Source organism: Pseudomonas putida group bacterium ESBL64, assembly GCF_045277175.1.
Lineage (GTDB): Bacteria > Pseudomonadota > Gammaproteobacteria > Pseudomonadales > Pseudomonadaceae > Aquipseudomonas > Aquipseudomonas alloputida.
The window spans coordinates 1,769,419-1,793,476 of the sequence record NZ_CP145799.1; the positions used below are offsets into that span (position 1 = coordinate 1,769,419).

Here is a 24,058-nt window from a genome sequence, read left to right on the forward strand (position 1 = left end):
CGCTACCTTTTCATCCGGATCCGCTTCAGCTCAGCGCGCTCTTGGAATTGAATCCAGTCGAAATTGATGAGCGATGACAGTTGCTTCAAATCATCGTAAGCCTTGGATGTCGCGTCCGGACTCGGGGTCGCGGCCATGTATTTCTCAACTTCATAGTGCATTTTATAAATTGATCCCATCAAACCGCTGTAGTAGACAACAAGTTTATAGTCGGCGAGATCGTGCACCAATATCGCTTTGGCTGCCTCCAAAGAGGTCTTAAACGATTCACCCAAATACTTTTCCCAAACCGAGCGAAACTCGAAATAAGCAGCCTTATCGCGTGCCAAGCCGGAAACCGACTCTGCGCTTTCAACCGCATTTTTTATGACAGCACAGTAGGCGTCGAAACGATCTATAGCAGTTCGTTTTGCAAGCCTACCCTGACGCCTGTTTTGCCCACTGCTGATTGCAAAAGCTCCAACAATCGCACCAATAGATCCAACCGCCTGCACCCAAGATGCAAGACCCGGATGATGCTCAATCCAAAACAAAACCCCTTCACAGCTCATTCATCGCCTCTTTAGCTCAGCACTACGCCGCGCACTAATACCCGACTTCACCAAATCACGCCACCCTGGCGAGGACCGCCCATGTCTGCATTTCAGAAAAAGAACCCGCTCGACTTCAAAACCCAGTACGGCCTTGGCTTCGATCCGCAAGACGATGAGATCGTGGTGGACTTCTTCTGCGGTGGCGGCGGCGCCGGTACCGGGCTGGAGATGGGCCTGGGCCGGCCGGTGACGGTGGCAAAGAACCACAGCCCGGCGGCCATCAGCATGCACACCGCCAACCACCCTGCAGCGCGCCACTTCACCACCGACGTTTTCGAGGGTGACCCGGATGAGGAATGCCAGGGCCGACCAGTTGGCTGGTTCCACATGAGCCCAGACTGCACCCACCACAGCCAGGCCGCCGGCGGCCAGCCGCGAAAGCGCGAGATCCGCAACCTGTCTTGGATTGGACTGAAGTGGGCCGGCAAGAAGCGGCCGCGGGTCATCAGCCTGGAGAACGTGAAGCAGATCCTGCAGTGGGGTCCGCTGATCGCCAAGCGCGACAAGGCTACCGGGCGGGTGATGAAGCTGGACGGGACCGTGGCTGCCATCGGCGAGCGCGTGCCGGTGCAGCAGCAGTTCTTGGTGCCCAACCCGAAACGTCGCGGCATCACCTGGCGCCGGTTCGTGCACTTGCTCGAAGGTATGGGCTACCAGGTGGAATGGCGCGTCATCAAGGCCTGCGACTTCGGCGCGCCAACCAGCCGCGAGCGGTTATTCATGATCGCTCGCTGCGACGGGCAGCCCATCGTGTGGCCGGAGCCTACACACGCCAAGAACCCAGCCAAGGGCCAGCAGAAATGGCGCACCGCCGCCGACTGCATTGACTGGACCGTGCAGAGCAAGAGCATCTTCGGCCGGAAGAAGCCGCTGGCCGACGCAACGTTGCGCCGGGTCGCCAAGGGCATGAAAAAGTTCGTGCTGGACAACCCCCAGCCCTTCATCGTGCCGATCGCGAACTGGTCTGGAGAGCTGGCCCAGTCTACCAACGAACCTCTGCGCACGGTCACCTCGTGGCCACGCGGAGGATCATTCGCCGTGGCCAGTCCTACCCTGGTGCAAACCGGATACGGCGAACGCGCCGGCCAGCAGCCGCGGGTTCCAGGCTTGGATCAGCCCTTGGGCACAGTCGTAGCCGGCGGCGTGAAGCATGCGCTGTCGAGCGCGGTGATTCTGCCAGCAACCCATCAAGGCACTGTCCGGGTGAACGACCCCGGTGAACCGCTGCCCACGGTTACCGCCGCAAACCGCGGGGAGTTGATGATGGCCAGCCCAGTGATGATCGGGGCAGGTGGGCCGGTGTACGCCGGAAAGCCTGCGCCAGCCGACCAACCCATGGGCACTCTGATGACGCAAAACCACCGGGCCCTGGTCACCGCATTCATCGAGCAGGCCAATGGCGGATTCAACACCACGCCAGCCCGCAGCATGGATGCCCCCATGAGCACCGTCACCAACACCGGCAGCCAGCAGCGCCTTGTGACAGCCAGCTTGGTCACGCTGCGGCGCAACTGCGTGGGCCGGGCCGTTGATGAGCCGGTGCCGACCATGACCGCGGGCGCTGAGCATCACGCCCTGGTCGAGTACAAGCTGTCACCCGAGCACGAAGAAGGCGCGCTGCGCGTCGCGGCATTCCTGATCAGCTACTACGGCACCGAGAACACCAGCGCAGCAGACGCGCCAGCGCCGACGGTTACCACCAAGGACCGCCTTGGCCTGGTGACAGTCTTCGTGAAGGGAACACCCTACGTGATCGTCGACATTTGCCTGCGCATGCTGCAGCCGCACGAGCTGTACCGCGCCCAGGGCTTCCCGGCGAGCTACATCATCGACAAGGGCGCCGACGGCAAGCCGTTCACCAAGACCGAACAGGTGCACATGTGCGGCAATAGCGTCAGCCCGCCGCCGATGGCCGCCTTAGCGACGGCAAATGACCCATGGAAAAGCTTAAGAATTTCTGATGCTGCGTGACGAACATTCAGAGTCAATGAACAAAATAAATCATAATTCGCCTTCTAAGGAATACTCGGGATCTTTGGGAATAATTTCAAATGTTTGGCAAAACTCCCGACGATCATCAGCAGATAGGTACCTCCAAAGCGGCTCATCATCACCATCCTCGAACACCCACTTACAAGGAACTCGCTCGAAAAAGCCCCGCCAATCTTTAATCAACATCCAATCCCTAACGACACCATATATAGTAGTCTCTTCAAGTATATGCTCATGGTAATCAGCAGGAACGAGCGCTCTGAGCTGCGCCAAAGTAGTCACGCCAAATAGGTTTAGCTCATTAATTAAATCTTCAAACCCTGATTTAAAGTCCATGAATTTCAGAGAGACATTATGACGCTCCGCCCACTCCCCAACAAACTGAACTAAACTCACAGAATCAATAACCGCATCAAGTTTTCCAGACTTAATGTCATTCTGAACCTTCTCAATATGAGTATCCATCTGCCTAGAGAGCTCATCGAGACCTTTGTCTGCAAGCTCTAGCATTCCAGCGTAGAGATAAAGCCTCCTTTCAATATCATGTGGCAGCTTACCTGAGAACTTATAATTCCTGTCGTGCGCAAGCTCTGCCCATGCGTGCTGTAACACTGTCCTCACCTGAAACTCAAATTTCAGTCCCGCCAACCCCTTGTACTCGGGGAGCGCCCCCCTTTCGTCACCCAGATCGCAAACGTAATGCAACGACCTATAGCCAGTCTGATTAACTGACATCTGCTGAATTTTATCGCTTGAGTTATCACCATCAATAACAAATGCGCCCTCGATAACCTCAGCAACTCGCTGAAGATCAGACTCAAAGAAAACTATGACCCTTACACCCCCGAGATCAGTAAGTTGCTCTGGAGGGTTTTTATATTGCTTTCGCTCGATTTTTTCGAGCACACTGCTTTCCGCCTTAACCCGCGATGTAATTGCGAGATAGTCTATACCTTTCTCTCTGAGCAGATTGGAAATTATTGACTCAACCATTACCATCAAAGATCCATAACGCGGCAAAACTGACTGCAACCAATCTTGAGCTGAGTGGTGATCCATTTAACTTCCTGCATCCTTAGATAAAGTTATCTCAACAACGAGGTTTGGATTTTAATTGACGAGAGCAGATTGACTCAGTACTTCATAATCCCGGAATCGCAACCATTTCTCTACCCACTCCCCCGGAAAAATTGGCAGGCGAGCCCCGGATCATAATCCCATTCGCCCGTACCAACAAATGCCCTTCTCCCCTCTATTCACTGCCGCGATATGGCGGCCAAGGAATCTGTATGCCCAGCGCACAAACGGCGCCACGGTGGTGCCCGGACGAATGCCGGATAACAGGCCGCAAGCTCTTCATGTGGATCGAGCACCCCGATGGCGGGATGGTTCCGACCTATGGCGGCCCTTTCGACAGCTACACGATCCCGACCCGCGACGGCGACGAAGGCTTCTGCTGCGAGCGGTACGACCACGATTACGGTGGTTGGCGCGACGACGAAATGGTGGGCCTCAAGCTGATCGACGACCAAAGCGACGAATGCGAGCACGGCCAAGTTGCCGAGCTGCAGGCGGAAATTGAACGGCTCAAGGGCCAGAGCCGCACCATCACGCTGGCGGGGTGCGAATACACGGAAGATGACCTAATCGGCACTGCGGTCCGGTGCGTCAGCGGGATCAGCAGGCAAAAGACCCCGCGCTGGGTGCTAATGATGGACGCCTTTGTCTGCGGCTCAGGCGTAGCCCAAGCGCTGTGCAGGCGTTACGGGCTGGACCCGGATGAGGGCCTGCGCAAATGACCCGCCTCGCCCTCTACCTCCTGCTGCTGGCCACCGGCGCCAGCGCAACCGAGAACGTCATCGACGTGCAGCACGACAGCCAGCGCGGCGTCACCTGCTACCTGCTCAACGGGGTCGGCATCAGTTGCATCCCCGGCAGCCAGCTGCAGGCCGGTAACCAGCACCAGCTCTCCCCGCACGAAACACAACCCGAACCTACACCCGCACGGGCGCCTGGGCGCTGGATTGATGAGAGGTATCAGCTGTGAGCAAGATCGATTGGAGCAAGGCGCCTGAGTGTGCAGATGGGCACGGCCTGGTTGCCCATCACGGCATCACCGAGGTGTGGATCAACATGGACCAGTACGCCGTGGTCGGCGCCGAGGATCGCGCTTATCCCTACGGCGGCGGCACCGGCGATCACCGGCATAACTTCACGCAGGGCCAGATCCAGTACATCACACCGCGCCCGGCGCACTGGGCTGGCGAAGGCAGTCCGCCGGTTGGCACCACATGCGAATGGCACCCCAGTAGCGACCAGGTCATAGTTGTGACGATCCTGGGCCGTGATGGCGATGAAACATGGTTCCGTCGCAAGGGCGCAGAGGACTCCGAGACTTGCCTGCGCATGGCCTTCTTCAGCCCCATCCGCACGCCTGAGCAGATCGCGGAGGCGGAGCGGCGTGAATCCATTGCCACTGTCGTTCAGCACATCTGCGCGGACGGGGCTTTTGACGTAGACGACCCAGAAGTAGCTGCAGCTGCGGCCAAGATCTACGACGCTGGCTACCGCAAGCAGGTGGCGCCATGATCCTGCCCCTGATCTACATGGCCTACCTGGTATGGAAGGCGCCGCGATGAGCAAGAACTGCAACACCTGCAAATGGCTGGAGTGGGTAGACGGCGAGCACGAATCGGACACCGGATTCACCTGCAACAAACGCCATAACCAGATGTGGGCCGCCGGCCGCGAGCAAGAACTGCACGCCAACCTTGACCGCCAGGAATACCGGTCCCGCTACAAACGCTGCTTCGAGCCTGAAGCCTAACCCCTTCCCGTACAACTCAAGCCCGCCGGCGTGCCGACCAGAAGTGCGTCACGGCCAGCAATACACCTGGTATGGCCATGCCAAGGCCGCTGTAGATGAAGGCAGGCTGACCTGTCATCAGCCCACTGAAAGCGAACCCGACGCCAGTTGGTATCAGGGCGACTGCTGCATAGCCCCACGGCTTTCTAGTCTCCTTGGCCATATCGATCCTCCTATCAATCCCCGATTAAACCATACGAGCCCGCCGACATGCGCGGGCATGGAGAGCTATTGCCATGACGAATCACAAACACACGCCCGGCCCATGGGAAGTCCTGAACGAAACCGATGTCTTCACCGGCCTCGGCGCCGACAGTGGTGATGGTGTGAAGGCGCTTCCCTCTGACGGCTGGATGATCGCTGATTGCGGCGACTGCGTGACCTTCACCGAGATCGGACCTGCTGAACTCAGCCGGGATCTGCGCCGGGCCAACGCCAAGCTGATCGCCGCGGCGCCCCTGCTGCTGAGGGACCTGATCGAAGCCGCTGCCCAGCTGCGCAAGTACGAAACCCTGCACCGGGCCAAGGGCAAAGCCGACAGCCTGGCCAAGGCCGAAGTAAACGCCCAGCTGGCCTCGCGCTTCGAGCAGACCATCACCCAGGCCACGACCTGACCACCAACCAGCCGCCATCGGCGGCGTGGAGACCTTCCATGAACCTGATCGACTGCTACGTAACGAAGATCCTCGGCGAGCCGTACCGCAAGTTCGGCCACTGGTGGGTCGACGTTGAATACGACAGCTGGGGCAGCACCAGCAAAACCCAGCTCATGTTCCGCACCGAGGAAGCCGCCCGGGCGGCGAAGGTCGGGCACCACTTCACGGCCTGAGGATTACCAATGACCACTTCATTCAAGGCCTACACCCTGGGCGAGGATTTCGCCGTACGGGAGGTCACCATCGTGCGCAACGGGCTGTTCTGCTTGGACAGCCAGGGCGTGAAGCACCCGAAGCCGAAGCTGTTCACCAGCGCCAAGGCTGCGCAGGACAAAGCGAGGAAATGGCTGGCTGACCGCGACGCGCAGCTTGCCAAAGAAAACGCGCTGCACGAGCAGCGGAAGAAGATCGTTGCATCCTACTGATCACCGCCGGGTACGGCAGGAGCCCTAAATGGAACCAGAGATCATCCACATCCCCGAACTGGCCAAGCTGTTGGGTCGGTCCGAATCAGCTATACGCAGTGCCCGGCAGGCCGGCGCAGCGTGGCTGCCACCTTTTTTCAAACAGGGCTCGCGTGTCTGCTGGAGGGTCAGCACGGTGCGCGAGTTCCTGCAGGAGTTCGAACAGGGCCTGCACACGCCGGCCAAACCCGGCAGGAAGCGCCAGGCGCCGCCGACACTGGCCAGTGTCCGCTAACCCAGCTTGTCCGCGAGCGCGTCCGGGCAAAGGTGGGTGTATCGCTTGAGCATGCTCATGGTTTTGTGGCCAGTGATCGAGGCCACCTCCATGATCGACAGTCCCTTTTCGAAAAGCCGGGATGTACCTTCGTGGCGCAGGTCATGGAAGTGCAGGTCTTCCACCTTGGCGGCTTTGCAGGCCCGGTTGAAGTACTGGCTAACCGAGTGCGGCGCCAGCGAGAACACTTTTCCATCCAGACGCGCCGGCAACCCGTCAAGGAGCGCCCGCGCCTTGGTGGAAAGTGGGACCAGGCGCCGGGTACCGTTCTTGGTGACCTCGAGCAGCACATGCTTCGCCTTCACATTCTCCCGGCGCAGGCCCAGCAGCTCGCTGCGGCGCATCGCCGTCTCAACCGCGATTTGGATGATCGCCGGCATCTCGGCGTGAATCGCTCCCGCCTTCTCGATCACGCCGGCCAGTTCGAAGCCCTTCGGCCGGCGGTCCCTCTCCTTTGCCCCCTTGGGCATACGCAGTTTCATCACCGGGTTGCTCAGCCCCTCAATACCCCAGTCCTTGATGGCTACCGTGAACAGGTGGCTGATGATTGCCAGGTCGAGCCTGACCGTGGCCGTGGACTTGCCCGCCTTGAGCTCTTCATCCCTGTACGACGCAAAATCACTTGATCGCAAAGCAGCTAGGCCTTTCCCGGCAAATGGATGCTTCTTCCACTTGTTGATCCGGGTCTGCTCCTGCTTCGCGCCCTTCTTGGTCGAGCTGACTTCCCTGGAGTACCGATCCAAGGCTTCAGCCAGGGTGGTTCGCTCCGCCTCTCGCATGTCGACGAAACGGGCGCGCGACATGTCACCCTCGATCTCCGCTGCCCAGCGCTGGGCCTCGGCCTTGGTATCGAAGGTCGCAGAGAGTGATGGGTATCCTTTCCGGCGGATCTTTGCCCGCCATGCGCCGCCTGGGCGCTGCTCGTAAGTTGCCATGCACCGGATTTTGCCGGGGACGATTGGGACACGCAATTTTCTTCGGTGTCCCAAATTTGTCCCAAATCGGTCGCGGGACAAAAATCCGCAGGCATTAAAAAAGCCCCGCAACCTCAATGGCTGCGGGGCTTTCGAATGGTGGAGGCCGAGGTCGGAATCGAACCGGCGTAGACGGATTTGCAATCCGAGAGATATTTTCTTTATTTTCAATATGTTAGATCTACTTTAGTTCCGCAAAAAAATCATTTCAAGTAGCTCTGCCGCCCCTTGAAATCAAGGGACCTCTAGACAGTTGCGGAACTGATTTTTCACCAAGTATTGTAGCTTTCACCGTAATAAACGCCCCCCCCACTGGCGCCCTGCCGAATAGCCTGCCTACTGCTTGGCTGAGCACTAACCTGCCTCCCCGCGCAGCCGAAAAGCGACAGAACCAGCGTACTTCCCCAGCCCTCAAGGAGCAGCCATCCCTGCGGGTCACCTAATGCAGCTTCGGCAATTCGGTTCCACGAGCTTTGGCTATCACCCGAAGCCACTTACAGCAAATGCTGGTCGACACCGGCGACCGTCTGTGCGGTACTGGCACTTTCTGCACGGGCCTGCGCAGCGGGCTGTATTACCTGACTCCTGCAGGGAAGAAGAGCTACCGGCGGGAGTATGCTGATGGGCACTGTGACGAAGCTAGAGACCATAGAGAGCGCACCTGTCTGCCTCCCCAATTCCGCCACCTCAGCGCTCGGTGCATGCCATGCAACGCAGCTTCCGCGAGTGATTGCATCATGGCACTATGACACCCATCAACTCTTCCAATACAGTGTCCCCATCTTCAGCCCCTTCGGCTTATCGCTCGACTCGGATAGTTGCGGTTAGCCATAGACAAAGGATCGTGTCATGACAGACGAAGTAGTCCCACTCAACGACAAACTTAAGGGGCAACAGGCTTACCTCTCGCCAGGTGCCGCCGAGTGGCTGCCGTTGACTGAGGAGGCCTTCACGGCACTGAAGTCCACAGACGAAGCAGATGATGAACAAGTGCGCGCCAATAAAGCCGCCCTTTCGGCCATGTTTGCGTCCGCACTTCAAATCCCGAACCTAGGGTTCTTTGCGGGAAGCGGTACTTCGCTTGGCGCCGTCGGCGGCCCGAGCATGTGGGAGCTATGGCAACGAGCGATGTGCCCAGAGGAGCAAAACAGGCTCTCCGAACGCGCTGCACAAGTCGCAGATACCGTCCGTTATCTTGAGAGAGACAACCCAAACATCGAGCACTTTTTGTCCCAGTGCGATGCCTACTTGGCGTTCAACAGCGACGCGGGGGTCAACGCATTTGTTAACGATGTGAAAGCCGTGATTCTTCACGCCTGCTCGGAGTTCATGAATAGTGATAATTCCGACATCTCAGCGTACAGGAATCTGTTGCAGAAGTTGGCGAGGCGCAGGGTGAGAGATCCTCGACTAAGGGTTTTCACTACGAACTACGACATGTGCTTTGAAACCGCTGCGTCCGATCTAGGGATGGTTACCATTGATGGCTTCTCGTACACCCGAAAGCGCAGATTCGATGGAAAGCACTTCACCTATGACATCGTGCGACGGGAGGCGGACAGCCACGAATTTACAGAGGGTATTTACCACCTCCTGAAGCTTCATGGCTCCGTAAGCTGGAGTCGTGAAGGTACAGAGATTTACGAGCATGCTGCTCCCGCCCCAGAGAATGCCTGTTTGATCTATCCGGCAAAGGGAAAATATCAGCAAGCATTCCTACAGCCACACCTTGAGCTCCTATCAAGGTTTTTGGAATTTTTGCGACAGCCCAATAGCTGCTTAATTATTGCGGGTTTCGGCTTCAACGATGATCACCTCTCCGAGCCCATCTACTCTGCGATTCAGTCCAACCCAAGCCTCAAACTCATCCTCTGTGATTTCCAGGGCATCACTCACCTACACAATCGCGGCCAACATGGTTCAAGCCCCTATTGGGGAAAATTCCATGACCTTGCGATGGAAGGCTTCGATATCCATTTCGTCAGCGGCTCATTCGGTGACATGGTTAGCCACATCCCACATCTGCGTACAGCTTCGCCTGCAGAGCAGCTAGCAAACGCCGTGAGACGTGTAAAGGGAGGGGCATAATCGATGGCACTGGACGGAATATTGGCCAGCACCCTGAAAATAGGGGTGGTATCTAGTGTCAGCGCTCAACTCATCAAAACAAACCTTGCCCATGCGGGCGAGGTAAGCGGGCACTATCTAGGAAAAAATCGCTATGGCAAGGGTGAAGTCGGCGAACTTGTCTTGATCGAGGGCCAGCAGACAGTACTTCTGGGGCGTATCACGGAGGTCAATCTTCCCGACCGCGATCGAACTGAAATCTCTCAAGATTTTGCAGGGATTCGTCATATCGACGCTATTGGGTTCATTCGCCTATTGGGCTCGGTAAACCCTCACACCCTTAAGATCACAGCCGGAGTCAGCTCTTATCCTCGGCTAGGTGATCGAGTCTACTCCGCTCCAGGTGAGTTCATATCCCAAATCCCGGTGTTGACTTCTGCAGGGGTAGACGCAGAAGTGCCACGCGTCACTCTGGATCTAGGACATGTTGCGGGTGATAACGGGTTCCCGATCGCGGTCACCCCAGAGAAGCTATTCGGCCGACACTGCGCAGTTTTGGGCTCGACTGGTGGCGGCAAGAGCTGGACAACATCCAAGTTGATCCAAGAATGCCGAAAATTCTCATGCAAGCTCGTATTGATCGATGCTACTGGAGAGTATCGATCGCTGAACGGGGCCGACACCGTTCATTGCCACCTGGGTGAACCTATACACCGAAGCGCAGAGTCGATCGAAGTCGCCATTCCTCCCACAAGCTTTGCGGAAACCGACTTTATTGCCTTGTTCCAGCCTTCAGGAAAGACCCAAGGACCAAAGCTTAGGGAAGCGATTAAAAGCTTACGGCTAGCGGCACTCGCACCAGATCTGTTCCCTAGGGGAATTGTGCGCAAGGTCAGCCAATCTAAAACCACCTACCGAGAAGCGATGAGACGCGACAACAACGCTGGCTTGGTTGGTAACCCCAGCCAACCATTCGAGCCTAGGCACCTCGTTCAGCAGGTTGTCCAAGAATGCTGCTATCCGGATGCCGGCGCAGATAAAATGGATCGCTGGGGAGGCGCGAGCAATGAGCTTTCGTACTGTTCTTCGCTCATGACCCGGATTATGAGTGTGATGAGCTCCCGCTCACTCAGCTGCGTTTTCAGCCCTGCAGCCGACCTACCGAATCTTGTTGATAGCCTTGATGCTTTCTTGGAGGGTGATAAACGTCTGTTCAGGATTTGCCTGAGCTCCATCGGTTATGAATTTAATGCACGGGAAGTAATTGCTAATGCAATAGGACGGCTGCTCCTGCAGCGTGCCAGATGTGAAGCTTTCCGCCGGAGCCCATTGGTAGTGATTCTCGATGAAGCTCATAACTTCCTCGGCAAGACCCTCGGTAACGAGGACGACCTTCAGAATCTCGATGCATTTGAGCTGATTGCCAAAGAGGGCCGTAAGTACGGATTGAACATCTGCCTCGCAACTCAACGACCTAGGGACATTACCGAAGGTGTACTGAGCCAGATGGGCACTCTTCTAGTGCATCGATTGACCAATGATAGAGATAGAGAAGTTGTCGAGCGTGCATGTGGGGAAATCGATCGTTCAGCGGCTGCATTCCTGCCAAACCTAAAGCAGGGTGAAGTTGCAATGGTGGGAGTAGATTTTCCGATTCCGGTGACCATTCAAATTGGCCGACCCTCTCAACCACCAATGTCCGATGGGCCCAGCTTCCAAGAGCTGTGGTAATCCAGCCAGGCACTGTAGGACTCCCCGCCATCGGCTAGGAAGCGCTGGAGTTTTGGGTGGCGGAGCGCCAACCTGAATCGTCCCAGGCTTCGTAGATGCCTCAGTAACTCAAAATCGGGCCTAAGTAAACGTCCGCTTTTGGCCGATTTCTGCCCTTCGTGAAGGGCAGCTTCGGGTCGATAGCTGCCGATCGCGACTGCCCTCTACCTACCCAAAAGGCGACAACGCTCCACTTGCTGGGCCGGACTGCTGCTTGAGCCACATGGTACCGACTTACCGCCTCCGCAGCCTCAAGTATCAACGGATCGCCCGGCATGATCATGGACTCTATGCCTTCTCATCGTCTATTGCCTCCGCTACTACTATAGGCACATTGGCAGCCATGGATAGGGATTTGAACCCGCCCAGAGTTCTGAGTAGGCCGCTGTAGGCCCGTAAAACTGGCAAATCTGAAGCCAGCGGACAGCCTGCTTAGGCCTAAGACGGCCCGGGTTTTGCCCTAAATTTGCCCTAAAATCCTAGAACTCATTTTAAGATTGCCCCTGGGCATCCATCGCTTCTTCATTAACTTCGAGCTTACTCTCGCGCTCCTCAATAATCTTCTTGCAAAGCATATCAACGACGCGATTCAAATCGTCATCAAGCTGCTTTTCTTTAATACTCACAAACCCAACACTTGCCGCAATATCGAACAAGGACGGACAAAAATCATTGACCATGATGGGAATAACGGAACTTTCACCAAACCTATCTTTAAACTGCTGAGATTCAAATTTCGTCCAGATTTTACGAGGATAACTACCACTTAGCAGAGGCAACACATAGTCAGCCTCGCTTCTGTAGATAGGCGCCAAGTACTCTTCAACATCATTGCCAAGAATTCTATGAGATTCATTTTCATCATAGAACACCGTCAACTCACGCTGCTGGAGGCTCTCATAAATCTTACGAGCTAGATCGCGGTCTTCGCCCGCGAACGAAAGCGCAAAGTCATACTTGCCTTTAAATTCTATATTGTCGTACCCAACCTGTCTCGCAAATTTTGACCACACCAAGTGGCGGATAAAGTAGAGAAACTTGGGATCCTCGACCGTCAACAGCTGGCTTACATGGTCAAAGTGAATAATCGCAGACACTCGAGCATTAGACTGCAAAAGAGTCGATAAATGTTCTTTTTCAATGACCTGAGAAACACTGGCCTTCAATGTAGGGTTTGCCCTAATAGCTTCACGCGTATCCAGATCACCTTCGGAGGTCACCGAGAGCCATTTTAAGAGGTGTAAGTATGGAGCACGCCCTTCACGCCGAAGCTTATTGCCTGTGGCGAAATCTCTAGCCACAGGGTAAAACGCCGGAGCTAGATCACGGATTACAGCTTCCCTTACTGCTGGCAAGCTCGCCTCTACCTTCTTATTATCCGCCCCTTTTTCAAGGACACCAGCCTGCAAGCATGCTTCATGGCAAAGCACTTGTGCCATAGCAAAGCTGCCCTCTGCTTCCTCGGCAATAGCCTCTGCAGCAGAGATCGAACAATTTAAGGCAACCTCCCCCCTCTGAATGAGCTCCTGAATTCTTTCGATGTTAGTACGACCAAACCGAATCATCTCAACACGATGCAAAAGGTCAGGCGCATAATCGATTAGAGACTGACCAGCCCGATTAATACCAATCAGAACAAGTTTCGTTGACTCATCCTCTTCATCAGAGAGAAGCTTGATTTTATCCCCTAGCTTCTGACGAATTCTCTCATCAAGGCGGTGAAAATCATCGATTATAATGAGCCCAAGACCATCTTTATCTGGAATAGCCTCAATCTCTTTGATATCAGCGGTTTTGCGTCCAGATAAAAACTTACAGGGCGCACCCGAAACTCGCTCAATCGCGCGAAGTATTGAGGAGGTCTTACCAATACCAGAAGGCCCCTCTACAATCATACCTCGACCAGGTGTCCGTAGAGCCACCACCACTCTATTGAACTCACTCGGCTCGACAAATGTATGGGTAGGCACACCACTTTTTTTGAAGACATGCTGAAGCTGGGTAGGCTGCTCTACGTTGTCAGTATCAGAGGCTGCAGTGGTCATCATCATCAACCAAGAAAAAAATCAAGTGTAACCAACAGGTGGGCGCTCGGATAGATGAAAAATGGCGTTACCGTGAACCAGTATCGCGGAGTGTGCACATAGCACACTGGCTAGCTCGCCCGCCTGCCTGCCTTGCTTGCTTGCCCCCGAGTAGGCAATGGCTCATCACAGTCTGTTGCGACCTGTGGTGCCCCTAAATTTGGCCTCCCCCCAGCCCCCTTGGCCAACGTAACCGCTTGGATTATACTGTATGAATGAACAGTATATGGTGACGTGGCCATGACCTATCCCCTCTCTAATAGTCAGCCCCTTCGCCTCTACCTGGACGAGGAACAAATCGAAATCGTTACGTGGCTTGAGGAACATCTACCAATCGGCTTTAAAGACGCTCATTGCTGTCCTGCGCGCCATCTGATGGGCTGGAGCATAGACGCCCTCAGCTCAGCATCCGGCGTCTCCTCCCAAGCGATCCAGAGGCTGGAAGGGGGTGACAAGCTCAAAGCGGTGAGCATGCAAGCTCTGGCATTTGCGTTTGAGGCTGAAGGCATAGTGTTTTTCCCCGGACACCCACCACTTAAGGGTGACAACTGTCGCGGATCAACGAAAGACCCTCGCAGCCATCGTGACTACCATTTGCTTGAGTAGTTAACCATGCACCAACGCTACACGATTCCAAGTGGAGAACTGACAGCCGGCCTGGTGCTACCACTGGATATCCAAAGGCGGCTTCGCGCAATTCTTGCGTCGATCGAAGTGGCAAACAGCCCTGTGAATTGCCTGATTGCACAGGCTACTGCACAGGGCGTCTGCCTTGGGCTAAACATGGGAAAGGTACTTGCGCGCTCGGACATCGAGCGCATCGAGATACTGGTCGACAATGTCACAGGTCAGCGATTGGCCGAGCTGGCTTGCGATACACAACCGTAACCGCACCTAGCCGAAGCGGACCATCAAGCTAACACCAGCTCGTCCACTCACTGAAGGCTGATTTCTACGATCCAACGATCAAGACTTGGATAGCAGTGCAGACGGACAGCTCCACTCTTGTACCTTTTCATCCCCCCCCAGAGAAACCACTTGCAGACAGCCCTCAACAGGCGGTTTCTTACCTACAGCGATCTCAATATAAGTTACCGCCGCAGGCACGTTATCAACCTGATTTTGGCATTGCTGCGCCTCCTCCACATATGCCGCCAAAGCGTTGCCAGGTGTTTCAGTTCGAATATTTCCAGCCACAACGGACCAGTAGTCACTTGCCTTGTAACCCACACCGCGACAATGGGAGTACGGGGATACGACAGTACCCAACATATCCGCCTCAGCTTTCAGATCCATCATTTTTTTGGCCTGTGCTGACAGATCTGCACCAACCGGCAGAACCGTCATTGCGCGCACCTCACCAACATACACGCTAGTCTTTAGCAAGAACGCAATAGCATCACTTCGCTTAGCTGCGTGCTCGGCTACTTCATTTCCATTATTGCCGACCACCTTGTAATCGGGCTTGCTACATCCAACCAAGCCTACAATCGAAGCAAGTGCCAGCCCTGCAAGTACGGATTTCTGCTTGTATTCCATAATCCCTATCATCCTTATCCATTGCACCGTGGCTAACTGAACCCCGGGGGACGCATCGTACAAGATGCATCCACATACAAAAAGCCTAAAAGCTATAAAGCTGGCTGCCAGGGGTGCTTGCTCTACTCAACAGCGAGCGCGCTAGCCACTCCACATAGACAGAAACGAACGAACCCGAGCCACGCCAACAGCCCGCTGAAGCTAGATCCGATGAACGGTAACCAGCCTTGGCCCCACCGATCGCAGAGACGAGAAATCACCCACTAATCGACAGGGTGGGCGGCGACCTGAGAAAAAACGCATTTGCGTAAATCATTGTCTTACGAGGTACGAATTTGATTAGCGCTATGGCATACATAGCGCCGCCACAGTGGTACTGCATCGCCTTGCACTGTGGCACAAATAGCGATTTCGCCGTGGTACGAAATGGCCTTGCACCGTGGCACAAATAACGCCCTCACCGTGGTACGAAGTAGATTAGCGCTGTGGTACAAATAGCACCATCACTGTGGTACAAAGTTGATTAGCGCTATGGCATTAATAATGCTCTCACTGTGACGACAACTTGACTCGCGCCGGCGCCTAAATAACGACAATCCCTCTTCGCACGCACACTCCAGCTGTTGACAAACAACAAAATTCGCCGGTTAAATCGCTCCATCAAAACCCACTCGCCACCAAGTCGAGCAGAAATAGTTAACCGGAGAGAGTCATGACTACCTTAAACCTTATTTTAACGTTGTGCATTGAACTGTTCCGACTCTTGCAGTATCTCCAGTTAGAAAAGCTGCTGCAGACCTGATGGCTCCCAGTTCATAAATACTAATTCACCGGTCACCTCAGCCTTGCACTGACGCTGATTAGTGGTGCTGTAACGGATGTCGAGGCACTCAAAGTAGAAGCCTTCGAAGACTCGACGAATGTCCGGGTGGTCATTGATGCTGACCATCACCCTGCCCTTACAGCACCGCATGAAGTCGGCCATCCGCTCGTACTCCTCGAACGGGAAATCCACGCCATAACCAGCAGTCTGCCAGTATGGCGGGTCCATGTAGAAGAACGTATGTGCTCGGTCGTAGCGCTGGGCACAGTCGAGCCAGGACAGGTTCTCGACGTAGGTACCCGCGAGACGTTGCCACGCGGCGGACAGGTTCTCCTCAATGCGCAGCAGGTTAATGGCTGGACCGGTAGTCGCAGTACCGAAGGTTTGTCCGGTGACCTTGCCGCCGAACGCGTGCTGCTGCAGATAGAAGAACCTGGCGGCCCGCTGGATATCGGTCAGAGTCTCGGGGCGCGTCATCTTCTGCCACTCGAAAATCTGCCTGGAGCTAAGCGCCCATTTGAACTGGCGCACGAACTCCTCCAGGTGGTTCTGTACTACACGGTAGAGGGTGACCAAGTCACCGTTGAGATCATTCAGCACCTCCACGGGGGCGGGCTGGGGACGCATGAAGAACAACGCGGCACCGCCGGCGAAGACTTCTACATAGCATTCATGAGGGGGAAAGAGTGGGATCAAGCGGTCGGCCAGGCGGCGCTTGCCACCCATCCAGGGAATAATTGGAGAGGTCATAGGTATGCAAGTCTTTACTGTATGGGTAAACAGGTGTTAGGCTCGCCGCGCTTTGTGCACAAGGCAGAGGCTGCGGCTGGACTTGCAGGAATGGTCTGCGGGTTCGGCGGGCCGGGCTGGATGTTGGCGCATCTACCTGGCTCGCCTCTTTTCATTTGGTAACTTCGCGGACGTAGGCCTGGCAGGCCTTCAGTGCGATCAGTCCTCGGTCACCGTCGTCGGTGATGCCGATAATTCGTTGAGCATGCGCTGAGTCAAGTCGGGCGCGAACGGCTCCATGAACCACGCCTCCGGTGCCGGCGGCTTCTCGCACCCTACCGTCACCACCCGGAGCGGCAAAGGCTCCGGCGTCGACAAGGACTGACAGCCGCAAGTCAGCAGTAGCCAGCCTGTCACGCAGGCGAGCTTGAATCTGTTGTGCATAGCTCATCTCCTTCCAATGTGTTTTGCCCTGCTCCTGCAGGCGATCCTCCAGGTCTTTGCGCTGACTTTTCTGCTCAGCCAACTGCTCCAGGGCTGCAACTGCTGCTTCCTCACGCTCACGACCGTAAGCCCGATCCTTAACCGCCAGCTGCTGGGCATAATCTGCAGCCTGGTCAGCCAACCGCTTTCCGTACTCGCTGGCCTGCCACACCCAGGCTCCACGCCCACCGGCATAGAGCCCGATCGCCACGGCCAGAAGTGCGATACGCCAATTCAGCGGCATTACTGCAGCACCTCAAGCGCACGCTTGTAGAGCGCCTGGCGATCCTTCAATCCGTTCAAGCCACCATTGATACGGCGGGTCATCAGCTCGAACACCGAGTCATCGGCGTGCAGCACCTTGTCAGCGAGGCTATTGAGCCCCGCCCGCTGCCAGTACCAGCCGGCCGACAGCGACGCGTAGACCGGCTGCTCGAGCAGATCGGGGGTGTTGAGCAAACGACTGTCACCGAACAGCGCTTCGCCGCAGGACTCGTAGTTGTCGCGTCCGGTGATCTGGATAAGCCCACGACCACGGTACCGCTGACCATCACCGTCAGCCGCCGGGGTGTTGCCGAGGCGCTCCGCCAGCCGCCCGGTGTCGTACTTGTCCAGGTAGGCATCGTTACCGAGCTCTCGCACATACAGCAGCTGGCCCGACTCATGGCCGACTTGTGCAAGGAACGCAGCCATACGCCGACCTCGACGAGGACTACCTGTGGGTCGGCCAGAACAAGACTGACAAGAAGCTTCGGATCCGCCGGCACATCAATGGCGAGTCGACCGGCCTGGGCCTGTTCATCGAAGCGCTCCTGGAGAGACGCAAGCTGCAAGGCGTGCGCAACTCACGCCTCATCACCAACGACTCCGGCCTGCGCATGAGCTGGGAAATGCTGAGGAATCGCTTCAGTGAGGCGCGTGACAAGGCGGCACGCAAGCTGATCGCCGATGGCAACACAGACCTGGCCACCAAAGTTCGGCAATTCCAATTCCGCGATATCCGACCGAAGGCGGCATCGGAGATTGAGGACATTAGCCACGCCAGCCGGCTGCTCGGACATTCCAAGGAGGAGATTACAAAACGCGTTTATCGCCGCGTCGGTGAGGTGGTCAGCCCGACCAAATAGTGGGCAGATGCGGAAACGATGCCCGATGATGCGGAAATGATCGGCGTTTCTAGACCACAAAGAAAAACCCCGCAGACGTTAATCTGCGGGGCTTTCGAATGGTGGAGGCCGAGGTCGGAATCGAACCGGCGTAGACGGATTTGCAATCCGGAGCATAACCACTTTGCTACTCGGCCTCAAAGGTCGGATCTAGCTGCTTGCGCTTTGCTATCTCCTTGAAACGCTGAACCTTTTTCAAAGTTTGCTGCGTTTCGATGGGCGCCATTATGTCTTCATTCCTTTAACCTTGCAACCCCCTGAACGAAAAAAAATTTCAACGGGTTCAAGGTGTTAGCGCAGGCGGCTGAGTTTACTCCACAAGCCTACCACCGCGTTCTCCACGGTACCGCTGGCGGCCATGCCAATCCGCTCCTGCAGGCTCTTGCGTTCGGCATAGTGCAGGTGGAACAGGTTGGCGTTGCGTGCGCGCTCGCTCAGGTACTCGTCACTGGTCTGCAGCTCGTCCACCAGCTTGCGATTCAAGGCGGCCACGCCCAGCCAGACTTCGCCAGTGGCCACTTCATCGATGTGCAACTGCGGACGATAGCGGGAGACGAAATCCTTGAACAACTGGTGAGTGATGTCCAGGTCTTCCTGGAACTTCTCCCGGCCCTTCTCGGTGTTTTCGCCAAAGACGGTCAGGGTGCGCTTGTATTCGCCAGCAGTCAGCACTTCGAAGTCGATGTCGTGCTTTTTCAGCAGGCGGTTGACGTTGGGCAACTGCGCCACCACGCCAATAGACCCCAGTACGGCGAATGGGGCACTGACGATCTTCTCGCCGATGCAGGCCATCATGTACCCACCGCTGGCAGCCACCTTGTCAATACACACGGTCAACGGGATGCCCGCCTGGCGAATACGCGCCAGTTGCGAAGCAGCCAAGCCGTAACTGTGCACCAGGCCACCGCCGCTTTCCAGGCGCAGTACCACTTCGTCACGCGCGGTGGCGAGCGTCAGCAGCGCAGTGATTTCGTTGCGCAGGCTTTCGGTGGCCGAGGCTTTGATGTCGCCATCGAAGTCCAGTACGAATACCCGGCTCTTGTCCTCGGCCTTGCCCTTCTTCTGCTGTTTTTCCGCCTTGGCCTGCTGCTTGCGCAGGGCCTTGAGCTGGGCCTTGTCGAGCAAGCCGGACTCTAGGCGCTCACGCAGGTCCTTGTAAAAATCGTTCAGTCGGGTGACCTGTAATTGCCCGCCCGATTTACGCCGACCTTTGCCACGCAGCCCGGCGATCGCCGACAGCACCACCAATATGGCGATGACCAGGGTGGCGGTTTTGGCGAGAAAGCTTGCGTATTCGGCAAGAAACTCCACGTTGACTCCTTAAATGCCTGCGCCACTACGGCGCGTCACTGTTGCAAGCATACCGTTGCGTCTGTGGTGCTGCCAGCCGGTGTAAACGCTGGCAACATCTTTCAAACAACCTTTTCAAACGCTTGTATGTTTTTTCGTTGACAGCCCGTGAGCCGCATCCTAACCTCGCAGCAACCTCCAACAGGCCGGAACCTTTCGTGGGCAATCTCTACCTGATTCGACATGGCCAAGCCTCCTTCGGTGCCGATGACTACGACGTCCTCTCGCCCGTGGGCGTGCGCCAGAGCCAGGCCCTGGGTGAGCACCTGGCCCAGTTGGGCGTGCGGCTGGATCGCTGCGTGGCTGGCGACCTGCGCCGCCAGCAGGATACCGCACGGCTGGCGCTGCAGGCGCTGCACGCCAACGGCTGCCCGGTGCCGGCGGTTGAGACCGACGCCGCATTCAATGAGTTCGATGCCGACGGTGTGATCCGCGCCCTGTTGCCCGACTTGCTGCCCGAAGAGCCCGATGCCCTGCATGTGCTGCGCAATGCTGCGCAGCACCGCAGCGAGTTTCAGCGTCTGTTCGCGTTGATGGTGCAACGCTGGCACGATGGCGAGCATGCCGATAATGGCCTGGAAACCTGGCGTTCGTTTACATCCCGCGTACAAGGTGGGCTGCAACGCGTGCTGGATACCGCCGGCAGCGGCGATCATGTTGCTATCTTCACCTCGGGTGGCACCATTGCCGCCCTGCTCCATCTGGTTACCGGCATTACCCCCAGCCAGGCGTTCGCGCTGAACTGGCAGATCATCAACACGTCGCTCAGCCAGCTGAAGTTTCGCGGCCGCGACGTGGCACTGGCCTCCTTCAACAGCCAGGCCCATGTGCAGCTGTTGAGGGCGCCGGAGCTTGTCACTTACCGATAAGCCCGGCTTGTTGTGTCCCTGCGGGGACGTGTAAATCACTCTATAAGGAATGCGCCATGACCTCCGTAGCTGATGCCGTCAAAAAGATGCAAGAGAAATTCAACCCATCCGCTGCCGCCGGCCTGGACCTGGTGTTCGGCTTCAACATCACCGACGAAGACAAGCACTACGCGCTGATCGTCAAGGACGGCACCTGCGACCTGCAGGAAGGCGAGAACCCGGATGCCAACTGCACCCTGGTGATGGACGCCGAAACCCTGAAAGGTATCGTCAGCGGCGAAACCGACGGCATGCAGGCCTTCATGGGCGGCAAGCTGCGGGTTGAGGGCGACATGATGCTGTCGATGAAACTCAGCGAGCTGTTCCCGTCCTGAGGGCTGGGAATACCGGATGATCGAAAAACCGAAGCCTGACGGCTTCGGTTTTTTTTGCCCTGCATTCGGTGCAGTGATCCACCAGCAACACCCTCACCTATTTGGCACATGGGACGATTGTTCCAACCCTGGCGGACCATTAGATTACCCAATAGTACTTGCTATCGAGAATAAGGAAGACGCATGACGCTCACCGACCAGTCCACCCAGGTACGCCCCGGCGAAGAACTCGACGCGGCCGTCATCGACCCTTACTTCAAAGCCAATATCCCCGGCCTGCACGGCCTGCCGAGCATCAGCCAGTTCCCTGGCGGCGCTTCCAACCTCACTTATCTGGTCAGCTACCCGGACCGCGACTTCGTGCTGCGCCGCCCCCCCTTCGGTCAAAAGGCCAAGTCGGCCCACGACATGGGGCGCGAGTTCCGAATCCTCAACCAGCTCAACAGCGGCTTCCCCTATTGCCCCAAGGCCTACGCACACTGCACTGACACCCGCCTGATCGGCGGCGAATTCTATGTGATGGAAAGGGTCAAGGGCATCATCCTGCGCTCGGACATCCCGGCCGAACTTAACCTGGACGCTGGCCGGACCGAAGCCCTGTGCAAAAGCTTCATCGACCGCTTGGTCGAGCTGCACCAGGTGGACTACACCGCCTGCGGCCTGGCCGACCTGGGCAAGCCTGAGGGCTACGTGCAGCGCCAGATCGAGGGCTGGACCAGCCGTTATGAAAAAGCCCTGACACCGGATGCGCCACGCTGGGAAACGGTAACCGCCTGGCTGCACGAAAAAATGCCCGCCGACCACCCGCGCCCTAGCATCGTGCACAACGACTACCGGTTCGACAACGTCATCCTGGACGCAGACAACCCCATGCGCATCATCGGTGTGCTGGACTGGGAAATGGCCACCCTAGGCGACCCACTCATGGACCTGGGCAACTGCCTGGCCTACTGGATCGAAGCCGGCGACCCGGCGCCAGTGCAGTTGATGCGCCGCCAGCCAAGCAACGCGCCGGGCATGCTCAGCCGTCGCCAGTTCGTCGATTACTACGCCGAGCGCGCCGGCATCCGCCTGGACAACTTCGATTACTACTATTGCTATGGCCTGTTCCGCCTGGCAGGGATCGTTCAGCAGATCTACTACCGCTACTACCACGGCCAGACCCAGGACAAGCGTTTCGCCCAGTTCATTCACATGAACCGCTTGCTGGAACAAATGACCTTGCAGGTCATTTCCAAGTCCAGCCTCTGAGCACAGCCCACGACGACGGATAACAAGGAAAACAGCATGTCCAAGACCCACCTGTTCGACCTCGACGGCAAGATTGCCTTTGTTTCCGGCGCCAGCCGAGGCATCGGCGAGGCCATCGCCCACTTGCTCGCACAGCAAGGGGCCCATGTGATCGTTTCCAGCCGCAAGCTTGACGGGTGCCAGCAGGTGGCCGACGCCATCATTGCCGCCGGCGGCAAGGCCACGGCTGTGGCCTGCCACATTGGTGAGCTGGAACAGATTCAGCAGGTGTTCGCTGGCATTCGCGAACAGTTCGGGCGACTGGACGTGCTGGTCAACAACGCCGCCACCAACCCGCAATTCTGCAATGTGCTGGACACCGACCCAGGGGCGTTCCAGAAGACCGTGGATGTGAACATCCGTGGTTACTTCTTCATGTCAGTGGAGGCTGGCAAGCTGATGCGCGAGAACGGCGGCGGCAGCATCATCAACGTGGCGTCGATCAACGGAGTTTCACCCGGGCTGTTCCAAGGCATCTACTCGGTGACCAAGGCGGCGGTCATCAACATGACCAAGGTGTTCGCCAAAGAGTGTGCACCCTTCGGTATTCGCTGCAACGCGCTACTGCCGGGGCTGACCGACACCAAGTTCGCTTCGGCACTGGTGAAGAACGAAGCCATCCTCAACGCCGCCTTGCAACAGATCCCGCTCAAGCGCGTGGCCGACCCCAAGGAAATGGCGGGCGCGGTGCTGTACCTGGCCAGCGATGCCTCCAGCTACACCACCGGCACCACGCTCAATGTCGACGGTGGCTTCCTGTCCTGATCAGGCTTTGACGGCGACCAAGGTGTAACTCAGGGGCAGGCGTGCAGGCTGCTCGCGCAGGCGATATTCGCCGTCTTCGCCCTTGACCATCTGCCCCGGCAGCGCCTCCCAGGGGATGCTCTGGTGCTCGACCAGCGCTGTCAGCTGCAGGCCCTGGGCCAACAAGGCAGTGATCACTTCTCCCAGGCCGTGGTTCCATTCATGGGTTTCGGTGTGGGCCAGGCGCTGATCGGTTTCGACGTAGGTCTGGTCGGTGTGCCACACCGTCGGCGCTTCGTGCTCGAAATACGGATATTCGAGCTGCAGGCGGTCCTGATGATCTTCGTTGACAGCCATCAGCATCGGATGCCCGTCGCGCAGGAACAGCCGCCCGCCCGGTTTCAGCAGTGCTGCGACAGTGCGTGCCCATGGCTCGATGCGGGGCAACCAGCAGAGCGCGCCAATACCGGTGTAGACCAGGTCGAACGTACCCGCCGGCAGTACCTTGTCGGCGGCATAGACGTCAGACTCGACATACTGGATGGGCAGCGCGCATCGCTCGGCCAATGCCCGTGCCTCGGCCAGCGAAGCCTTGGAATAATCCAGGCCGCAAACCTTGGCGCCAAGGCGCGCCAGCGACAGGGTGTCGGTGCCGATGTGGCACTGCAAGTGGACCGTATCAAGCCCGTCGATGTCACCGAGCAATGGCAGGTCGAAGCGTACGGTTTCGGACAAGTGCCCGTGTTGCTGGACCAGGCGCTCGACCTCGTAGTCCTTTGAAGCGGCGTGCAACGGGGCACGCTCATCCCAGCTTATACGGTTGAGTTGCAGTGAACGGTCCATGGTGTCGTCCTTGCGTGGAAGCACCTTATGCTAGCCGTCACCCCGCGCCCTGAGACACAACTGACTTGATAAAAATTGTAAAGCCCGCGCGCCTCTGCTGTGGCAACA

At 57.0% G+C, this 24,058-nt stretch carries 27 protein-coding genes, 1 tRNA gene and 2 pseudogenes; 18 read left to right on the forward strand and 12 right to left on the reverse strand.

Features of this window, described 5'->3' with window-relative positions:
• Positions 1-2: 2 nt before the first annotated feature.
• Complete coding sequence (locus V6093_RS08195) at positions 3-551, reverse strand: hypothetical protein (protein WP_014756151.1); 549 nt, start codon at positions 549-551, stop codon at positions 3-5.
• Between the two features lie 81 nt (positions 552-632).
• Between V6093_RS08195 and V6093_RS08200 the strand changes: the two genes are divergently transcribed.
• Positions 633-2,564 (forward strand): DNA cytosine methyltransferase, encoded by a 1,932-nt coding sequence (locus V6093_RS08200; RefSeq protein ID WP_406669757.1) that lies wholly within the window; start codon positions 633-635, stop codon positions 2,562-2,564.
• A gap of 30 nt (positions 2,565-2,594) precedes the next feature.
• Here V6093_RS08200 and V6093_RS08205 read toward each other — a convergent pair whose 3' ends face one another.
• Positions 2,595-3,644 (reverse strand): GTP pyrophosphokinase family protein, encoded by a 1,050-nt coding sequence (locus V6093_RS08205; protein WP_265977943.1) that lies wholly within the window; start codon positions 3,642-3,644, stop codon positions 2,595-2,597.
• Between the two features lie 230 nt (positions 3,645-3,874).
• Between V6093_RS08205 and V6093_RS08210 the strand changes: the two genes are divergently transcribed.
• The 4 genes from V6093_RS08210 to V6093_RS08225 are packed head-to-tail and all read left to right on the forward strand — an operon-like array spanning position 3,875 to position 5,412.
• Positions 3,875-4,384: a hypothetical protein gene (locus tag V6093_RS08210; RefSeq protein ID WP_265977944.1), complete on the forward strand. Its 510-nt coding sequence runs from the start codon at positions 3,875-3,877 to the stop codon at positions 4,382-4,384.
• Entirely contained in the window at positions 4,381-4,632 is a 252-nt protein-coding gene (locus V6093_RS08215; protein WP_265977945.1) for a hypothetical protein, read from the forward strand. The genes V6093_RS08210 and V6093_RS08215 overlap by 4 nt, the downstream gene beginning before the upstream one ends.
• Positions 4,629-5,174, forward strand: a complete 546-nt coding sequence (locus V6093_RS08220; protein ID WP_265977946.1) for a hypothetical protein — start codon at positions 4,629-4,631, stop codon at positions 5,172-5,174. The genes V6093_RS08215 and V6093_RS08220 overlap by 4 nt, the downstream gene beginning before the upstream one ends.
• A gap of 46 nt (positions 5,175-5,220) precedes the next feature.
• Positions 5,221-5,412 carry a hypothetical protein gene (locus V6093_RS08225; protein WP_265977947.1) on the forward strand — a complete coding sequence of 64 codons (192 nt, stop codon included), beginning with the start codon at positions 5,221-5,223 and terminating at the stop codon, positions 5,410-5,412.
• 16 nt (positions 5,413-5,428) lie between these two features.
• Here V6093_RS08225 and V6093_RS08230 read toward each other — a convergent pair whose 3' ends face one another.
• The gene (locus V6093_RS08230; RefSeq protein ID WP_265977948.1) at positions 5,429-5,614 is read right to left on the reverse strand and encodes a hypothetical protein; all 186 of its coding nucleotides are present in this window, start codon (positions 5,612-5,614) and stop codon (positions 5,429-5,431) included.
• Between the two features lie 73 nt (positions 5,615-5,687).
• Between V6093_RS08230 and V6093_RS08235 the strand changes: the two genes are divergently transcribed.
• Genes V6093_RS08235 through V6093_RS08250 form a run of 4 tightly spaced genes read left to right on the forward strand, consistent with a single transcriptional unit; the run spans position 5,688 to position 6,806 of the window.
• Positions 5,688-6,065 carry a hypothetical protein gene (locus V6093_RS08235; protein WP_265977949.1) on the forward strand — a complete coding sequence of 126 codons (378 nt, stop codon included), beginning with the start codon at positions 5,688-5,690 and terminating at the stop codon, positions 6,063-6,065.
• 38 nt (positions 6,066-6,103) lie between these two features.
• Positions 6,104-6,280, forward strand: a complete 177-nt coding sequence (locus V6093_RS08240; protein ID WP_020190135.1) for a hypothetical protein — start codon at positions 6,104-6,106, stop codon at positions 6,278-6,280.
• A 9-nt stretch (positions 6,281-6,289) separates the two neighbouring features.
• Complete coding sequence (locus tag V6093_RS08245) at positions 6,290-6,532, forward strand: hypothetical protein (RefSeq protein ID WP_265977950.1); 243 nt, start codon at positions 6,290-6,292, stop codon at positions 6,530-6,532.
• A gap of 28 nt (positions 6,533-6,560) precedes the next feature.
• Positions 6,561-6,806, forward strand: a complete 246-nt coding sequence (locus V6093_RS08250; protein ID WP_265959245.1) for an AlpA family transcriptional regulator — start codon at positions 6,561-6,563, stop codon at positions 6,804-6,806.
• On the opposite strand, the gene V6093_RS08255 is transcribed toward V6093_RS08250, so the two are convergent.
• The gene (locus V6093_RS08255) at positions 6,803-7,780 is read right to left on the reverse strand and encodes a site-specific integrase (protein ID WP_265977951.1); all 978 of its coding nucleotides are present in this window, start codon (positions 7,778-7,780) and stop codon (positions 6,803-6,805) included. The two genes, V6093_RS08250 and V6093_RS08255, sit on opposite strands and share 4 nt — an antisense overlap.
• Positions 7,781-8,668: 888 nt before the next feature.
• Here V6093_RS08255 and V6093_RS08260 point away from each other — a divergent pair.
• Positions 8,669-9,907 (forward strand): SIR2 family protein, encoded by a 1,239-nt coding sequence (locus tag V6093_RS08260; RefSeq protein WP_406669758.1) that lies wholly within the window; start codon positions 8,669-8,671, stop codon positions 9,905-9,907.
• A gap of 3 nt (positions 9,908-9,910) precedes the next feature.
• The gene (locus V6093_RS08265; RefSeq protein WP_406669759.1) at positions 9,911-11,617 is read left to right on the forward strand and encodes an ATP-binding protein; all 1,707 of its coding nucleotides are present in this window, start codon (positions 9,911-9,913) and stop codon (positions 11,615-11,617) included.
• Positions 11,618-12,147: 530 nt separating this feature from the next.
• On the opposite strand, the gene V6093_RS08270 is transcribed toward V6093_RS08265, so the two are convergent.
• The gene (locus V6093_RS08270; protein ID WP_406669760.1) at positions 12,148-13,701 is read right to left on the reverse strand and encodes a TIR domain-containing protein; all 1,554 of its coding nucleotides are present in this window, start codon (positions 13,699-13,701) and stop codon (positions 12,148-12,150) included.
• Positions 13,702-13,980: 279 nt separating this feature from the next.
• On the opposite strand from V6093_RS08270, the gene V6093_RS08275 reads away from it, so the two are divergent.
• Together V6093_RS08275 and V6093_RS08280 are read left to right on the forward strand one after the other, a co-directional pair.
• Complete coding sequence (locus V6093_RS08275; protein WP_406669761.1) at positions 13,981-14,346, forward strand: XRE family transcriptional regulator; 366 nt, start codon at positions 13,981-13,983, stop codon at positions 14,344-14,346.
• A 6-nt stretch (positions 14,347-14,352) separates the two neighbouring features.
• Positions 14,353-14,628 carry a hypothetical protein gene (locus tag V6093_RS08280; RefSeq protein WP_406669762.1) on the forward strand — a complete coding sequence of 92 codons (276 nt, stop codon included), beginning with the start codon at positions 14,353-14,355 and terminating at the stop codon, positions 14,626-14,628.
• A gap of 78 nt (positions 14,629-14,706) precedes the next feature.
• Here V6093_RS08280 and V6093_RS08285 read toward each other — a convergent pair whose 3' ends face one another.
• From V6093_RS08285 to V6093_RS08300, 4 genes and pseudogenes are all read right to left on the reverse strand, one after another.
• Positions 14,707-15,279, reverse strand: a complete 573-nt coding sequence (locus V6093_RS08285) for a hypothetical protein (protein WP_406669763.1) — start codon at positions 15,277-15,279, stop codon at positions 14,707-14,709.
• A 778-nt stretch (positions 15,280-16,057) separates the two neighbouring features.
• Entirely contained in the window at positions 16,058-16,852 is a 795-nt protein-coding gene (locus V6093_RS08290) for a DNA adenine methylase (protein WP_406669764.1), read from the reverse strand.
• A gap of 151 nt (positions 16,853-17,003) precedes the next feature.
• Complete coding sequence (locus V6093_RS08295; RefSeq protein ID WP_406669765.1) at positions 17,004-17,558, reverse strand: lysis protein; 555 nt, start codon at positions 17,556-17,558, stop codon at positions 17,004-17,006.
• Positions 17,558-18,013 (reverse strand): annotated as a pseudogene (locus V6093_RS08300) (glycoside hydrolase family 19 protein); the annotation flags it as partial. The pseudogene V6093_RS08300 and the gene V6093_RS08295, both read right to left, overlap by 1 nt.
• Between V6093_RS08300 and V6093_RS08305 the strand changes: the two are divergent.
• Positions 18,010-18,441: pseudogene (locus V6093_RS08305) on the forward strand (integrase); the annotation flags it as partial. The pseudogenes V6093_RS08300 and V6093_RS08305 overlap by 4 nt on opposite strands.
• Before the next feature lie 102 nt (positions 18,442-18,543).
• Here V6093_RS08305 and V6093_RS08310 read toward each other — a convergent pair.
• Together V6093_RS08310 and sohB are read right to left on the reverse strand one after the other, a co-directional pair.
• Positions 18,544-18,617: transfer RNA gene (locus V6093_RS08310), tRNA-Cys, on the reverse strand.
• 154 nt (positions 18,618-18,771) lie between these two features.
• Positions 18,772-19,791 (reverse strand): protease SohB, encoded by a 1,020-nt coding sequence (sohB, locus tag V6093_RS08315; protein WP_004577258.1) that lies wholly within the window; start codon positions 19,789-19,791, stop codon positions 18,772-18,774.
• A 197-nt stretch (positions 19,792-19,988) separates the two neighbouring features.
• Here sohB and V6093_RS08320 point away from each other — a divergent pair, with 197 nt between their 5' ends.
• The 4 genes from V6093_RS08320 (at position 19,989) to V6093_RS08335 (ending at position 23,128) form a co-directional block, all read left to right on the forward strand.
• Complete coding sequence (locus V6093_RS08320; protein WP_003251075.1) at positions 19,989-20,699, forward strand: histidine phosphatase family protein; 711 nt, start codon at positions 19,989-19,991, stop codon at positions 20,697-20,699.
• Positions 20,700-20,755: 56 nt separating this feature from the next.
• Positions 20,756-21,073, forward strand: coding sequence for an SCP2 sterol-binding domain-containing protein (locus V6093_RS08325; protein WP_003251077.1), 318 nt, complete (start codon positions 20,756-20,758; stop codon positions 21,071-21,073).
• 183 nt (positions 21,074-21,256) lie between these two features.
• Positions 21,257-22,324, forward strand: coding sequence for a phosphotransferase family protein (locus tag V6093_RS08330; protein ID WP_047604717.1), 1,068 nt, complete (start codon positions 21,257-21,259; stop codon positions 22,322-22,324).
• A gap of 36 nt (positions 22,325-22,360) precedes the next feature.
• On the forward strand, positions 22,361-23,128 hold the full coding sequence (locus tag V6093_RS08335) for an SDR family oxidoreductase (RefSeq protein ID WP_003251082.1): 768 nt from the start codon (positions 22,361-22,363) through the stop codon (positions 23,126-23,128).
• Here V6093_RS08335 and V6093_RS08340 read toward each other — a convergent pair whose 3' ends face one another.
• Positions 23,129-23,950, reverse strand: a complete 822-nt coding sequence (locus V6093_RS08340) for a bifunctional 2-polyprenyl-6-hydroxyphenol methylase/3-demethylubiquinol 3-O-methyltransferase UbiG (protein ID WP_012051883.1) — start codon at positions 23,948-23,950, stop codon at positions 23,129-23,131.
• Positions 23,951-24,058 lie beyond the last annotated feature (108 nt).